This window comes from Polyangium spumosum (assembly GCF_009649845.1).
GTDB lineage: Bacteria > Myxococcota_A > Polyangia > Polyangiales > Polyangiaceae > Polyangium > Polyangium spumosum.
In genome coordinates this window covers 204,598-219,577 of record NZ_WJIE01000008.1, presented here as the reverse complement: position 1 = coordinate 219,577, position 14,980 = coordinate 204,598, and the positions used below count along the sequence as shown (strand labels likewise).

13 protein-coding genes are annotated in these 14,980 nt (G+C 71.3%); 9 read left to right on the top strand and 4 right to left on the bottom strand.

Annotated elements, in window-relative coordinates; all coding sequences use genetic code 11:
- Nucleotides 1-12: 12 nt before the first annotated feature.
- Nucleotides 13-1,812, bottom strand: a complete 1,800-nt coding sequence (locus GF068_RS27445; RefSeq protein ID WP_153822434.1) for a S53 family peptidase — start codon at nucleotides 1,810-1,812, stop codon at nucleotides 13-15.
- Between the two features lie 77 nt (nucleotides 1,813-1,889).
- Here GF068_RS27445 and GF068_RS27440 point away from each other — a divergent pair, with 77 nt between their 5' ends.
- The 6 genes from GF068_RS27440 to GF068_RS27415 all read left to right on the top strand — a co-directional run bounded on the left by GF068_RS27440 (nucleotide 1,890) and on the right by GF068_RS27415 (nucleotide 6,901).
- The gene (locus GF068_RS27440; protein ID WP_153822433.1) at nucleotides 1,890-2,447 is read left to right on the top strand and encodes a YkgJ family cysteine cluster protein; all 558 of its coding nucleotides are present in this window, start codon (nucleotides 1,890-1,892) and stop codon (nucleotides 2,445-2,447) included.
- 28 nt (nucleotides 2,448-2,475) lie between these two features.
- A complete protein-coding gene (locus GF068_RS27435; RefSeq protein ID WP_338046593.1) occupies nucleotides 2,476-2,826 on the top strand; it encodes an ArsR/SmtB family transcription factor in 351 nt (116 codons plus the stop codon).
- Nucleotides 2,823-3,467: an SRPBCC family protein gene (locus tag GF068_RS27430; protein ID WP_153822432.1), complete on the top strand. Its 645-nt coding sequence runs from the start codon at nucleotides 2,823-2,825 to the stop codon at nucleotides 3,465-3,467. Before GF068_RS27435 ends, GF068_RS27430 begins: the two co-directional genes overlap by 4 nt.
- A gap of 115 nt (nucleotides 3,468-3,582) precedes the next feature.
- Nucleotides 3,583-4,590 (top strand): LysR family transcriptional regulator, encoded by a 1,008-nt coding sequence (locus GF068_RS27425; RefSeq protein WP_153822431.1) that lies wholly within the window; start codon nucleotides 3,583-3,585, stop codon nucleotides 4,588-4,590.
- Nucleotides 4,591-4,598: 8 nt separating this feature from the next.
- A complete protein-coding gene (locus tag GF068_RS27420) occupies nucleotides 4,599-5,006 on the top strand; it encodes a hypothetical protein (RefSeq protein WP_153822430.1) in 408 nt (135 codons plus the stop codon).
- A 74-nt stretch (nucleotides 5,007-5,080) separates the two neighbouring features.
- Nucleotides 5,081-6,901 (top strand): sigma 54-interacting transcriptional regulator, encoded by a 1,821-nt coding sequence (locus GF068_RS27415; RefSeq protein ID WP_153822429.1) that lies wholly within the window; start codon nucleotides 5,081-5,083, stop codon nucleotides 6,899-6,901.
- 12 nt (nucleotides 6,902-6,913) lie between these two features.
- Here the strand turns inward: GF068_RS27415 and GF068_RS27410 are convergent, their stop codons facing one another.
- Both GF068_RS27410 and GF068_RS27405 read right to left on the bottom strand, forming a co-directional pair.
- Nucleotides 6,914-9,472, bottom strand: a complete 2,559-nt coding sequence (locus GF068_RS27410; RefSeq protein ID WP_153822428.1) for a serine/threonine-protein kinase — start codon at nucleotides 9,470-9,472, stop codon at nucleotides 6,914-6,916.
- A gap of 78 nt (nucleotides 9,473-9,550) precedes the next feature.
- A complete protein-coding gene (locus GF068_RS27405; protein WP_153822427.1) occupies nucleotides 9,551-10,294 on the bottom strand; it encodes a hypothetical protein in 744 nt (247 codons plus the stop codon).
- 592 nt (nucleotides 10,295-10,886) lie between these two features.
- On the opposite strand from GF068_RS27405, the gene GF068_RS27400 reads away from it, so the two are divergent.
- Nucleotides 10,887-12,185: a pyridoxal phosphate-dependent aminotransferase gene (locus GF068_RS27400; protein WP_153822426.1), complete on the top strand. Its 1,299-nt coding sequence runs from the start codon at nucleotides 10,887-10,889 to the stop codon at nucleotides 12,183-12,185.
- 22 nt (nucleotides 12,186-12,207) lie between these two features.
- On the opposite strand, the gene GF068_RS27395 is transcribed toward GF068_RS27400, so the two are convergent.
- Entirely contained in the window at nucleotides 12,208-12,966 is a 759-nt protein-coding gene (locus GF068_RS27395) for a hypothetical protein (RefSeq protein WP_153822425.1), read from the bottom strand.
- A 413-nt stretch (nucleotides 12,967-13,379) separates the two neighbouring features.
- Between GF068_RS27395 and GF068_RS27390 the strand changes: the two genes are divergently transcribed.
- On the top strand, nucleotides 13,380-14,204 hold the full coding sequence (locus GF068_RS27390) for a hypothetical protein (protein ID WP_153822424.1): 825 nt from the start codon (nucleotides 13,380-13,382) through the stop codon (nucleotides 14,202-14,204).
- A 53-nt stretch (nucleotides 14,205-14,257) separates the two neighbouring features.
- Nucleotides 14,258-14,905, top strand: a complete 648-nt coding sequence (locus tag GF068_RS27385) for a DUF2267 domain-containing protein (protein WP_153822423.1) — start codon at nucleotides 14,258-14,260, stop codon at nucleotides 14,903-14,905.
- Nucleotides 14,906-14,980: the final 75 nt, after the last annotated feature.

The following is a 14,980-nucleotide window of genomic DNA, read 5'->3' as shown; positions in this document are numbered from 1 at the left end:
GGGATCGACGCGTCAGGTCTCCGCCGCTTCGCTCGGCTGGCCCAGCCGGACGAGGTGCCCGATCAGGTTCGTCACGTGCGGCACGCCGAGGCCCGTCACCGGATCCCAATCGGAGCACGCGCTGTAGCCGTCGACGCGCTGCACGACGGCCTTGCCCACGCTGTTCACCACGCGGACGCAGACGTCGGTTTGTCCGATCGTGATGTCGCGGAACGCCGGCGGCTCGGCCTTGCGCAGCGAATACAGCGCCGGGTTCACGAAGCCGACCCGGCCCTTGCCCGCCCTGCGCCGCGCCTCGTTCGCGAGCGCGATGATGGAGGCCCAGATCGGCGCGGCCATGCTCGTGCCCCCCGCGTAATCGATCCAGTTCCGCCCGATCACCGCCTGATACCCGAGCGCCGTGAGCACCTCGCCCCGCTGCACCGAGGGGCCCGAGGCCATCAGGGCCACGTCGGGGAAACCCCGGCCATACGGCACGACGGCCGGCAAGTTCGCGCCGCGCGCATACCATTTCCGGAGGCTCTCGCGTTGCCAGGCGGGAATGGGCACGTCCTCGGAGAAACCGCCGCTCGACGCGATCTGCGTGAATTGCACCATCCTGGCGACGGCGACGGGCGGCGGGCCGCTCCAGGCGAGCTCGGTGAGCGGATCCATGCACGTGATCATCGTCCCGCCGACGCCGAGCACGCGCTCCTCCACGGCGGGAAAGACGCCGTGCGGCCAGGGCGCGTCGCTCACGGCATACCCGTCGACCATGCGGCGCGGGATACCGTCGAGCGCGCCCCAATCCCCCGCCGCGCTGATCACCGTGATCCCGAGCGCCGCGGCTTGATCGAGCAGGCCCGTGACCACGCTCGAGCCGAAGATCCGATAATAACGCCGCTCCGGGGTGATCCAGCTCGTCGAGGCCACCGTGACGTCGCGGTCCTCGTCGCCGATGACCGCGAGCAGGAACATCGACCACGGGTCGGCGACGACCTCCGGGTCCACGAAATACACGACGATCCGGGCCCCGGGCGCCATCGCGCCGGCCCAGGCGACGGTCATCGTGGCCTCCAGCCGGTGGAGCGGATCGACGAGCCTGCCGCCCCGCGTGGGCCCGAGATCGATCATCTCCACCGCGGGCGGCGTGATGCCGTGGGCGCGCCAGAAGAGGTGCAGATCGCCGATGTCGATCGAGCCGCCGAGCATGAGGAGCGCGATGGTCTCGCCCTCGCCCGTGAGGTCGTCCGGGAACGAATAAATGCGACGGATGTCGGCGGGTGATACGCCGGCGAGGTGCGGCGGCGGTTTTCCGGGCTCGCTGCGGACCGAAAAGGGAAACCCCTCGCGGAGCCCTTCGGGGACCTCCTCCTGCCGGGCGCGGGAGACCATGGAGCTGCGGGCCTCGGGGGCGTTGCGCAGGCCGTGGACGGCCTGGATGTAGCCGGCGAGATCGCGGGGCACGGCGGTGTCGACGCGCGGCGAGCGGTGCCCGGCGGGCTCGCGCAGCCAATCGGCGAGGTGGCGGCCGAAGGCGCGGCGGATGGGCTCCTCGGGCGCGCGCACGACGATGAGCTGCCGGCCGACGGGCCCGGAAGGCAGAGGTTCGAGGCCGGCGCGCCGGAGCCAGGTGTGTACGGCGTCGATCTGGACGTCGTGCAGGGCCACGAGGCCCGCGAGCGCGTCGCGCGAGAGGTGGCGGCCGAACCGGGGGCTCTCGGGATCGGACGACTCGATCACGAAGTCCTGGAGCTCGGCGCGCGAGCGATCGTGCAGGATCACGGTGATGTCGATCGGCTCGTTGGGCCCGGGCGGCGGCGTCATGGACATGGGGCGAACATACCCGAGCGGGCTCGTGTGAGGCAAACGGGGGTCGTTCGGGCGTTTGGCGTGCTAGAAGGCCCGCGATGACCACGCCCCGCGAGCGGTTGAACGAGCTCTTCCTGAAGGTGGATACGTTTTTCGCGCGCGCGCAGGGCAAATATGGCGAGGCGATCACCTGCCGCGCGGGCTGCGACGACTGCTGCCGGCGTCGATTTTCGGTGACGACGATCGAAGCGGCGGCGATCGAGGAGGCGCTCGATCGCCTGCCCGCCGAGGAGCGGCGGCGCGTCGCGGCGCGGGCGGCCGATCCCGAGGGGACGGTTTGTCCGGCGCTGGGCGAGGACGGGCGCTGCGCCGTGTACGAGGCGCGCCCCACGATCTGCCGCACGCACGGCCTGCCCATCCGTTTCGCGGAGCAAAAGGCGGGGCGCTCGTTGCCGGTCGTCGACGCCTGCCCGAAGAACTTCGTCGGGCGGGATCTCGAGGCGCTCGAGCCCACGAGCGTGCTCGATCAAGCGACGCTCTCCACCGTGCTCGTGGCCCTCGACGCGGCCCACGCCGACGCGGCGGGCCTGCCGCGCGGGCAGCGGTTCGACATGACGGACCTCTGCGCCGCCTCCCCGAACTTTAGCCTTGACTGATATAAGCGGACGGTGATACCCATCCGTCGTGGAAGCGTTCGACGTGCTCGGGGACCCGGTTCGCCGCCGGATCCTCGAGCTGCTCGCCGAAGGTGAGCAGACCGCTGGCTCGATCAGCGAGGTCATTCAGAGGGAGTTCGGGATTTCGCAGCCGGCGGTCTCGTTGCACCTCAAGGTGCTCCGGGACAGCGGGTTTGCCACGGTCCGGGCCGAAGGCACGCGCCGGTTGTATGCCGTCGACCCGACGCCTTTGAAGGAGGTCGACCTGTGGCTCGATCGCTTCCGTCGATTCTGGGAGCAGCGCCTCGACGCGCTGGCCACCGAGCTCGCGCGTGGCAAACGCGAACGCCGCCTGAAGGAGGAGAAGGACAAACCATGATCGATATCGTGAAGGAGATCAACGCCGTCCACCGGATGACCCGCCCAGCGAACCTGCCCGGCGGGGAAGGCCACACCGTCCGGCTGAAGCGGAGCTACGACGCGGCCATCGAGGACGTCTGGGACGCGATCACGAATCCCGAGCGCGTCCGGCGCTGGTTTCTCCCCCTCGAGGGCGACCTGCGCCTCGGCGGTTTTTACCAGCTCAAAGGCAACGCCGGCGGCAAGATCTTGCGCTGCGAGCCGCCGCGCTTGCTCGAAGTGACGTGGACGATGGGCCCGAACAAGGACGACGAGTCCAGCAAGGTCCACGTGCAGCTCTCGGCGGGCGAAAAAGAAGAGACGGTCCTCGAGCTCGACCACACCGCGATCGTCCCCCCGGGCATGTGGGACGAATACGGGCCGGGCGCCGTCGGCCTCGGCTGGGATCTCGCGCTCCTCGGCCTCGGCCTGGGCCTCGGCGGCACGTACCTGGAGGACCACGAAAAGGACGCGTTTGGACAGACGCCGGAGGGCGGCCAGTTCATGGCCGGGTGCAGCGAGGCGTGGCGCGTCGCCCACGAGGCCTCGGGCGCGCCCGCCGACCAGGCGCGCAAGAGCGCCGAGGCCACGCTGAAGTTTTACAGGCCGAACCCGACGTAACACACGTTACGGCCTCCGCCGCGAGGGCAGGTGGAGCGCTTGATTTTACAGATGCACTTCCATAAGTGTCAGGGCTTTTCGCCCGCCTGAGGTTGGTGTAGCGCTCTCTCGGGCGATGAACCTTGCAGGCATCGACGTGAACCTCGTCGTCGCCCTCGCCGCCCTGCTCCAGGAGCGCAGCGTCACGGAGGCCGCCAAGCGCGTCGGCATCAGCCAGCCGGCGATGAGCCACGCGCTCGCTCGGCTGCGCGAGACGCTCGGCGATCCGCTGCTCGTCCGCGTCGGCCGCGCGATGACGCTCACGCCCCGCGCCGAGGCCCTCGCGCCGCGCGCCCAGGCCGTCGTGGAGGAGCTCGAGGCGCTGCTCGCGCCGCTGCCCTCGTTCGACCCGAAGACGAGCCGGCGCACGCTCAAGCTCTCGGCCACGGATTACGTGCAGCTCGTCCTCTTGCCCACGCTCGAGGAGATCGTCTCCCGCGAGGCGCCGGGGATCACCCTGCATGTACTGCCGATCACGGACCAGCTCGCCGCCGAGAGGTTACGCGACGGGGAGGCGGACGTGGCGATCGGGCGCTTCGATCACGAGGCGCCGGCGCTCGACGTGCGCCGCGTGGCGCTGTTCCGGGACACGTTCGTCGGCGTGGCGCGCGCGGGCCACCCGACGGCGCGCGGCAGGCTCGATCTGTCGACGTACGCCGAGCTCTCGCACGTGCTCGTCTCCCCGCGCGGGACGCCGGGCGGGATCGTGGACGGCGCGCTCGCGCAGATGGGGCTCGCGCGGCGCGTGGCCCTCACCGTGCCGCATTTCCTGGTCGTGCCGCACGTCGTGGCGAGCTCGGACCACGTGACCACGATGCTCGCGCACGTGGCCGCGACGTTCACCGCGCTCCTGCCGCTCACGACCTTCGAGCTTCCCCCCGAGCTCGACCTCGAGCCAATCGGGATGACCATGATGTGGCACGAGAGGACACACGAGGATCCCGGGGCGCGGTGGCTACGAGGCGCGCTCGTGCGAGCAGCGCGGCCCCTCGCCCAGGCGCGGGGCGCGCGGACGCCGACCGATAAAAAGGCGCGGGAGCCCCAAGGCCCCGCTCGCCCCCGGGCAGGCCTCGTGACAAAGTGAAAAGGGCCATGAGCGAGACCCGCACGCCGGAGACTTCGACGAAAGAGGCCCCCCTCCCCGCGATCCCCGAGGTGACGGTGCCGCCCATGCCGGCCCTCCCCGAGGTGACGGTGCCGAAGCTCGATCCGCCCGCCGGCGCCGGAGAGGGCCCGGCCATCCCGGAGGCGCCGGCCGTCCCCCCGCCGCCCGTGCTCCCGCCCGCGCCCGTGATCCCGGCCTCCCCGCTCGCGCCGCGCCAGGTCGCCGCCGCCGCTTCGCCGCCCGCCGCCGCGCCGTACGAAGCGCCCCTTCCCCCCGACACCTACCCCGTGCCGGACCCGCCGGCCGCCTACGCCACGCCCGAGCCGCCGGCCGCCTACCCCGTCCCCGAGCCACCCGCGCCGTATCCCGTGCCGAGCCCGCCCGAGCACGCCTGAGCTTCCGCCACGGCACACCTGGAGAACGTCGTTCTGCGAAATAGGACGATGTTCTACCATGCACGCGAGACGCCATGCCCCACCTCGTCGTGCGCAAGCCGGGCCAGATGGCCTACTCCATGCCGCTCCCGGACGTCCTGCGGATCGGGCGGCACGAGCAAAACGAGCTCATCCTCGACGACAACCAGGTCTCGCGCCAGCACGCCACGATCACGCGCTTCGAAAGGGGCTTCGAGGTGCGCGACCTCGGCTCGCGGCACGGCACGCGGGTGAATGGCGAGCCCGTCACCACGCGCGTGGTCGAGGCCGGCGACCGGATCCAGATCGGCAACGTGCTGCTCGAGCTGCACGAGGAGGACGAGCGGACGATCGTCCACCACCAGGTCACGGCCGCGGGCCCGCCGCCCCGCGAGGCCGGGGCGGATCGGCGCCTCTCGCTCCTCTTCGACGTGAGCCGCGCGATCGGGGCGATGGGCGACACCGAGGTGATGCTCGGCGAGATGCTCTCTGCGATCGTGGACGTGCTCGGCGGCGAGCGCGCGCTCGTGGGGCTCGGCGACGCGTCGCGCGGGCTCGTGCGGCGCTTCTGCCGGGCGCGGCGCGGGTCCTCGCCGGACGTGGTCCTCTCCCGCGCCGTGCTCGAGGCGACGCTCGGCCGGCGCGAGGCCGTCATCGTGCGCGACGCCCAGCGCGACGCGCGGCTCGAGACGATGCACCGCGAGCGCATCCTCTCGGCCATGGCCGTGCCGCTGGGCCTCTCCGCGCGCCCGGTGGGCCTGCTCTACGTCGACGATCGGCAAGCGGCGGAGCGCTTCGGGCCCGACGATCTCGCCTACCTCACGGCGCTCGGGCACCTCGTCAGCGCGGCCCTGGAGAGCGCCGAGCGCTATCAGGCGGCGGAGGCCCGCGCGGAGGCGCTCGCGGGCGTGACGGACGAGATCCTCGGCAAGAGCGAGGTGATGACGCGACTCCGGGCGCAGATCACGAAATACGCGGCGGCGGGGCACGTGAGCGTGCTCGTGCGGGGCGAGAGCGGCTCGGGCAAGGAGCTCGTGGCGCGGGCGCTGCACGAGGCGAGCCCGCGGGCGGCGCGGCCCTTCGTGCCCCTGAACTGCGCGGCGATCCCCGAGACGATGCTGGAGAGCGAGCTCTTCGGCCACGAGAAGGGCGCCTTCACGGGCGCGGTCGCCAAAAAGCGCGGCAAATTCGCGCTCGCGGACGGAGGGACGTTGTTCCTCGACGAGATCGGCGATCTCGCGCTGCCGGCGCAGGCGAAGCTCCTGCGCGCCCTCCAGGAGGGCGAGATCCAGCCGCTCGGCGCGGAGCGGACGCAGAAGGTCGACGTGCGCGTCCTCTGCGCGACGCACAAGGATCTGCGGCACGAGATCGCGGAGAAGCGCTTCCGCGAGGATCTCTACTATCGGCTCGCGGTCGTCGAGATCGAGGTCCCGCCGCTCCGGGAGCGCGAGAAGGACGTCTTGCTGATCGCCATGGCGCTCTCGCGCAGATCGGCGTCGACCATGGGCAAACGAATCGAGGGTTTCACCGAGGCGGCGCAGGCGGCGCTGCTCGGGCACGATTGGCCGGGCAACGTGCGCGAGCTCCGCAACGAGGTGGAGCGCGCGGTGATCCACGCGGACGGGCCGCTCGTGGACGCGCACGACCTCTCCCCGCGGCTCGGCGCGGCGCGGCCGAGGCCCGGTCAGCCGCGTGGCAAGAGCCTGGCCGAGTCATTCGCCGAGCTCGAGCCGACGGAGAAAAACCTCGTGGAGGAGGCCATGAGCCGGGCGAAGGGCAACGTGAGCGAGGCGGCGCGGCTGCTCGGGATCACGCGTATCATGATGAAGCGGCGCGTGGATCGGCTGATGGGCGGCGCGGGCAAGGACGAGGATTGATCGGGCGGCGCTTCAAGGCCCGAGCATGGGGCGCAAGGCCTCCACGCAGGATCGCTCCCAGGCGAAGCCGTCCTTGCAAGCCGAGAGGCTCCGCCGGGCTTCGTCGAGCTTCTTCGCGGCTTGATACGCCGTCGCCCGATCCACCGCCGCCTCGCACCCCTCCCCCACGATCGACGACTCGATCCAGGGCAATGCCGCCGCGGGATCCACGAACGAATACGCGCTCACCAGGATCCGCGCGGCCCCGTCGCCCTTGCCTCGAAAGCCCGCCTCGATTCGATCGAGCCGCCGCACGAGCTCCGCGGCCGGGGCCTCGTGTTTTTGCTCGGCGATCCGCAAGAGCCCGCGGATCGACGCGGCCTCGGCCCACGTATCGCTCCGGCTGGCGGTCACGTCGGCCATTTCCCGCCGAAATGCCTCCGCCGCCTCGCTCGCCTCTCCGAGCCGCAGCAGCGTGACCCCGCGGAAGAAATACGCGCCTCGCACCGCAGGCTGGCCGGCGCGCCGACCGAGCGCGGCGGGGCCGAGCCTCCGCTCCTCCTCCTGGAACGCCACGAGCTGCGCGCTCGTGCGATCGGCGATCGCGAGCCTGTCGTTTTGCAAGGCCAGCGATACGAGGTGCTCGAGCGCCTTGCCGGACACCGTCCGATCGAGCTCGACGCTCTCCTCGAGCCATCGCATCGCCTCCTCGTCCCGGCAGCGCCGATCTTCGAGCTTGGCGAGCGCGATCCGCGCCTCCGCGCTCGCCGGGTCGGCGCGCAGCGCGAGGTTGCAGGCCTCGACGGCCCTGTCGAACTCGTGATCCGTCGGCCGATCCACGAGCTCTACCGCGCCACGCGCCACGCGGCATCGGGTCTCGTGGGCGAGGCCGTCCGAGGGCGCGAGCTGGACGGCCCGATCGAGCGCATCGAGCGCCCGCGCCATTCGCTCCGCGTCCGTCCCCTTCCCTGCGCCTTGCCATTGAAGGTGCGCGCGGGCCACGATCGCCGGCACGTACGCCGGATCGGCGGCGAGCGCCTCGTCGAGCAGCGCGAGGCCTGTATCGAACGTCCCTGGCCTCGGCGCCGGCCCGCTCATCGCTTCGTACACGAGGAGCTTCTCCCGCGCCGCGGCGACGCTCGTCCCGCGCAGAGCGCGACGCCTCCGCTCGAGCGCGCGCACGAAAAACCTCGCCTCGTCGAGCGCGCGCACGCGCAGCGCTTCGAGGGCGCCCGTCGTATCGGCCTCGACGCCGTCGATCTCGATGGGCTGCCCCGGCGCCGCGCCTGCGTCCGCGTCGAGCGGCTCGAGCTGCGCCGAGAGCCGGATCCGCGCCCCGACCCGCTGCACGCTGCCCCGCACCCAGAACGTGACCCCCGCGTCCCGCGCCTCTTCACGATCCAGGTCGGCCTCGTCGACGAGCCGCGCGCCCCGCATGGCCCGCATCCCGCCCCGGAGCGCCTCGGGCGCGCTCTTCGCGAGCCCGTCCCACGCAGGATCTCCCGTGAGGTTCTCGAAAGGCAGGACCGCAATGGCAGGCCGCGCGTCCTCGGGCGCGGAGTCCTTCGCATCGGCCTCCGGCTCGTCGCTCGAGAAAGGTCTCCATTCGCGGATATCGCCCCGCGGGAGCAGCGTCAGCACGAAAAGAAGCCCGACGAGGCCCAGCACGACGCGCGCGAGCCTCCACCACCGCGATCCGGACGCCCGCGCCCGCGAGAGCGCCGCGGCGAGCTCGCCCGCGTGCGCGAACCGGTCCTCCCGCTGCTTTTCGAGCGCCTTCCGGAGCACGGCCTCGATCGGCTTTCGTGTCCCCTCCGGCAGCCCGGGCACCACGAGCGGCGGCGGGCTCGTGCCGACGATCGCCGTGGTCACGGCGCTCATCGACGGCGCCGCGAACGGTGATTTGCCCGTCAAGAGCTCGAAGCCGAGGATCCCGAGGGTAAAGACGTCCGAGCGCACGTCGATCGGCTCGGCGCGGACCTGCTCGGGCGACATGTACGCGGGCGTGCCCGCGAATCCGGATCCGGCCACCGACTGGCTGTTCTCGGGCCCCCGCGCGAGGCCAAAATCGGCCACGACGCAACGATCGTCGCGCCGCAGCAGCACGTTCTCGGGCTTGAGATCGTGGTGCACGATCCCCGCTTCGTGCGCGGCGGCCACGCCGTCCGTCACTTGCTGCAAGAGGTCGAGCGCGCGCGCCGGCGCGATGGCGCCCGCGGCGATGAGCTCGCGCAGGGTCGAGCCTTCGATGAGCTCCATCGTGAGGAAAAAGAGCCCAGCGTCCTCGGCGAGATCGAAGACGCGGCAGACGTTCGGGTGCGTGATCTTGCGGGCGATCTTCACCTCGGCGCGTAGCCGCTCGAGCGTCTTCGGCTCATCGAGCCGCTCGGGCAACACGACCTTGAGGGCGACGTCCTCGTCGAGCTCGTGATCGTGGGCGCGATACACGGCCCCCATCCCGCCCGCGCCGAGCCGCGCGCGGATCTCGTAACGCCCCGCGAGGACCCGGCCGATGGGGAGCGTCTCCTTCGCGGGCACCGGGATGACCTCCGGGGCTTCGTCCGCCGTCGGGTTGCTCGCGGGGCTCGTCATGGATCGGGCGATTCTACCCGATCGCGCTGTGGGTGGAAACCACAGGGCGGCCCTCGCGCGGGCGGCGCCGCGCTCACGTCACTTCTCGTCGCATTGGACGTTGTCGTACTCCATGCAGTGCCCGATGCCGTCGCAGGAGCGATCGACGCAGCTCTCGGACTGGCAGCCGATCGGCTCCTCGCCTGTGTGCGTCAGGACGCGCAGCTCGTCGAGGCCGAAATCGTTGCCCCAGGCATACGTCACGAGGTCCCGGACGCAAAGCGAGACGGAGCCGGTCGTCGCGCCCGTGAAATCGCAGGTGAGCGACTCCCAGGCATATTCGTTCGTGTTCCACGTGAGCGACTTCGGGCTGCCGCAGGCCGCGCCGTCGACGAAGAACTGGAGCGACGCGGGCAGATCCTTGACGAGGCTCCGCGCCCGGACGAACGCCCGGTACGTGGTGCCGGCCGAGACGGGCACGTTCACGCAGACCGCGTTCACGTTCGGGACCGTGGCGCCATCGAAACACCCGAACTTGCCGCCGCCCGACGCCTTGCCACGGAACCCGGCATTACAGTCCTTCGCGTCGGACACGAGGTTGAATGTGCCGGGCGCGATGGGGGCCGTCGTGTCGAGGGTATATCCGGTCGTGAAGCCCTGGGTCTCGAAAGATTGGTGGGTCGGGAAGCACGGATTCGCGATGGCCTGCGCCGCCTCCGCGGTCGGGGCCTCGAATTCGCCCTCGTACATGGCCATCTCTTCAGCCTCCGGCATGGCGCAGGCGACGGGGAGGACGACGAGGCAAGAGGCGAGGGCGAGACGTACGAGGTGCATGCTCTTCATGGCGACCGCCTTTTTCATTGCAGGGGTTCGCCGAGGAGCCACATCAATCCCCGTGCCACGGACCGAACCGCGTATCTCGCTCGAAAAACGCGGCCTTTCCCCTCTCTTCGCGTGTCGGAGCGGTGGATCGATCGATCGATCGACGTGGATCAGCCGATCGATCCGACACGCATCCCGTCTGCACGACGGGAAATGGCCTCTCCACCTCCTCGGCGCGTCACGCGCGCGCCAGGAAATCGCCTCTCCCGACCCGTGGAGAGGCACTTGCTCGCCGCGCAAACAGCCTTCCGGTCTCGCGGCACGTGCGCGCCCTCACGAGCAAGCGCCTCTCCCGACCCGTGGAAAGGCACTTGCTCGCCGCGCAAACGGCCTTCCGGTCTCGCGGCGGAGCGCCGATGCGCCGCGCGAGCGTGGTTCTTGGGATCTGGAGACCCCGTTTCCCGAATGGAAGAGGCGCGGCTCGCCTCGTCTCCTTCCGGCCGACACGGCCGGCCCCGGCGTGAGCACGCGCTTGGCCTGGAAGAGGCCGAGCGCGACGGCCACGAACGTCCATTCCCTGCCCTCGGCTCCGGGGGTATGCTCCGCGTCCCCCATGGTAACGGCCCTCGAATTTCCTCCGCTCGAGGTCGGTGACGCCGGCCTCTCCGCGCTCGCGCGTGGCGTCATCGGCTCCGAGATCCTGAAGATCGCCGGCGAGATCCGGGCGATGAAGGCCAAGGGCGCCCAGATCTGCAACCTCACGGTCGGCGACTTCGACCCCGCCTACTTCCCCATCCCCGCCGAGCTCAACGAGGGCACACGCGCCGCGCTCGCCGAGGGCCACACGAACTACCCGCCGTCCGACGGCGTGCTCGTGCTGCGCGAGGCCCTCGTCCGCTTCTACGAGCGCGAGCTCGGCCTGCGCTACCCCATCGAGTCCGTGCTCGTCGCCGGCGGCGCCCGCCCGCTGCTCTACGGCGCCTATCGCACGCTCATCGATCCCGGCGACGTCGCCGTCTACCCCGTGCCGTCCTGGAACAACAACCACTACGCCTACCTGTCAGGCGCGAAGGCCGTCGAGATCCCCGTCTCGGCCGCGTCGAACTTCTTCCCGACCGCCGACGACTTCCGCCCTCACATCGGCGCGGCCCGGCTCCTCCTCATCAACTCCCCGCTGAACCCGACCGGCACCGTCATCGACAGAAACGAGCTGCGGCGTATCGCCGAGCTCGTGCTCGAGGAGAACCACAAGCGCCGCGCCGCGGGGCAGCGGCCCGTGTTCCTCGTGTACGACCAGGTCTACTGGATGCTCACGCACGGCGAGGCGCGGCACGAGACGCCCGTCTCGCTCGTGCCCGAGGTCGCGCCGTACACGCTGCTGCTCGACGCGTTGTCAAAATCGTTCTGCGCGACGGGCATGCGCGTCGGCTGGGGCTTCATGCCGCCCGCGGTGCGGCGGCGCATGGCCGACATCCTCGGGCACGTGGGCGCGTGGGCGCCGAAGGCCGAGCAAGTCGCGACGGCCGCGCTGCTCGACGCCCCCGACGTGATGCACACGTTCCTCTCGGGCGTAAAAGCGAAGGTCAAGGAGCGGCTCGACGCCCTCTTCGCCGGCTTCTCGGCGATGAAAGCCGAGGGGCTGCCCGTCGACGCCATCGCGCCACAAGGAGCGATCTACCTGTCGGCGCGCTTCGACTGGATCGGCAAGACCATCCGGGGCCGTTCGATCCAGACGAACGACGAGATCCGCAAGGTGCTGCTGGAGGAGGCAGGCCTGGCCATCGTGCCGTTCCAGGCGTTTGGCCTGCGGGAGGAGAACGGCTGGTTCCGGCTGAGCGTGGGCGCGGTGTCGATGGACGACATCCAGGCGGCGTTCCCGCGCCTGCGGGCCTTGATGGCGTCGTCTGGTTGAGGGGGGTCCGAGAACCCCCTTCTCAGGGCGCCGTCGTGTCCGTCACCTCGAGCGCCAGCTCGGGCGAGGCTTTCACGATGGCGTCGCACTTCGGCGTGCCCTCGCAGGACGTGGCGGGCACGGAGACCTCGGCCTCCACGCGTAACGTCCCCGGGCCGGGCGGTGATCCCTGGGGGATCTTCACGACGATCTCGCCGTCGGTGAGGCGCACCTGCGGCGGGGCCGGGAGCTCGAGGGATTCGTCGTCGTAGGTGAACGTCACCTGGAGCTTCTCCTCTTCGAGCTCGTCGGCCGGCGCGGACCAGGCGAGCGAGAGCTCGGCGCCGGGATCGACCTTGCTCTGCGGGTGGTCCGGGGTGATCGTCCGCGCCGCGAGCAGTCCGTCGAAGGCGAGCGTGATCCGGGCCGTGTCGTCCGAGACCTCGAAGCGCGTGGAGGCGCCGCCGAGGTCCTTCTCGGCGAGGGCCTTGCGGAAGGTCGGCGCGCCGCAGACCCAGCCGTCCTTCGTGGGCGTCTCGCCCCCGCGGATGAAGAGATCCATCGGCCGATCGTCGACCCTGGCCTCGACGTCGTCGGTGATCGCCTCACACGTGCCCTCCTTGGCCACGAGCGCCAGCGAGACACGAGGTTCGTCGCCGAGCTCCACCTCGACACGCGCGCGAGCCGGGGCGAGGTCGGCGAGGGTCGTGTCAGGCTCGAGCAGGTCGAAGAGGGCACAACCGGACGTCCCGAGGGCGAGCGTCGCGAGAACCGGTAACGTGAGGAGTCGGCGGAGGATCACACGGGCGGGCATGCTCGGCGCCAAGGGCAAACCTCGTACCGAGCGCGGGGACAAACACCCTCGACGCGATTTCGCCGCAAAATGACGCGGCGCGCGCAAATGGTTTTTCGCGGTGCCCCGACACGGGGGAACCTGGACTCGATCGAGAAGATGGCCAAACGGGGGGCTCGCGCGCGCATCGCGGCGGCCCGGAGCGGGGGCGACACGGCCAAGAGGTGCGTCGGACGGTACGCAGGCGTGCGACACGTGCTCCACATGCGGCACGGGATCCGCAGGGGGGTGCGCGGCAATTGCGCAGGGGGCCGCGGGCGGACGGCTGCGTTCGAGGAGGATCTCGGGCTCTGGAGATTCCTTTTTCGCCGCGTCGAGGGGATACGTTGACGGTCCGGCGCTCGCTCGCCTAGCCTCTCGCGATGGTCCCCGATCCGCGGCTGGGCGCCTTGCACGGCGCGCGCCCTCGGCTGGTCGCTTTTGGCAACGTCGCGGTCGGGTTCATCGCGATCGGGAACGTCGCGGTCGGCGTCGTGGCCATCGGCATGAGCGTGGCCATCGGGCCCATCGCGATCGGCATCAACGCCGTGGGCATCCTGCTCGGGCTCGGGTTGAACGTGATCGGCACGGCCGCGCTCGCGGCGATCAACGGGCTCGGGCTGTTCACGTTCGCCGGGGTGAACGGGATCGGCGCGCAGGCGTTCGCGTACGTCAACGTCGGAGAGAGCGCGGTCGTCGCGCTGCTCATGTGCGGGCTGCAGATCGCCGCCGCGCTCCGCGTGAAGCCCAAGGCGCCACCCGCGCTCGCGGAGGCGCCTGCCACGGCGCCGCTCGTCGCGATCACGTCGGGCGCGCGCGACGCAGGGGTCGTCCGCGCGCGGATCGTCGGGGTGACGGAGGGGGGCGTGAGGATCCAGGAGGACACGGAGGAGGCGCTCCACGCCGAGCTCACGCTGACGGGCCCAGGCCGCGCTTCCCTCGAAGAGGCCACGCGCGCGGCCGGTTCGCCCGCGGTGCTCGTGACGGTGCGCGCGACACGTGAGGCTTCGCCGCAGGCGTCCGAGGTGAACTACCGGAGCGCGCCGCCCGTGGCGCGTGTGCTCTGGGGCGAGCACTTCGAGGCCCTCCCCGCGCCGCTGCCCTTCTGGGCGCGGCCCGGCGTGGTCCCCCGCGCCGCGCGCGCGAGCCTGTTCTTCAGCGCGGCGGTGTCGATGGTCGAGTTCGCGCGGCAGATCCTGATGGGCTAGCGCCACACGCGCGTGGCGCGGGCCTCGCATGCGCCACGCGCGGAGGCGCGGGCATGGATGAAGCGACGTTCCTGGACGAGGTCGCGTGGCGCGGAGGCCTCGGGGATGCTGCGAGCGCGCGGAGGATCGTGGAGGTGGTCCTCGCGGCGTTCGCCGAGGCGCTCGTGCTGGACGAGGCCCGCGCCCTCGCGCACGCGCTGCCCGCGCCGCTCGCCGCCTGGGTCCTCGCGGGGCCACACGCCGGGAACCTCGCCGAGGACGCGCTCTACCGCCGCGTCGCCGACCGCGAGGGCACGCTCATCGGCTTCGCCATCGAGCACAGCCGCCTCGTCCTCGGCGTCCTCGGCGACCGCTTGCCCGAGACCACCCGCGTCCGCCTGCGCCGCCACCTCGGGCCCGAGCTCGCCGCCCTGCTCGCGCCCCGCGCGCCGCTGCCCGCGCCTCCCGCGCACCTGCGAAAGCCCCCCGAGCCCGCGCTCGGCGAGGGCCACACGCTCGCCACGGGCCGCCCCGGCAGCCAGAAGCCGGTCAGCGAGGCCGCGCCCGAACGAGCTCACGCGGAGTCGGTCGTCCGCGCGGAGAACCCTCACGAGGACACGAAACTTTCGTCGAGCCGCGGCCTCACGCAGGAGCGCGAGCGCGAGACCCTCGCCGAGGGCGAACCCGGGCCGCTGCGGCCGGTCAGCGAAAAGGGGCGCTGACGCAGCAGCCTCTCCGCGCCGTCGGGTTCTGGCAGGAAGCTACGATCCCATCCCGAAATCGTGTACGTTCCGACC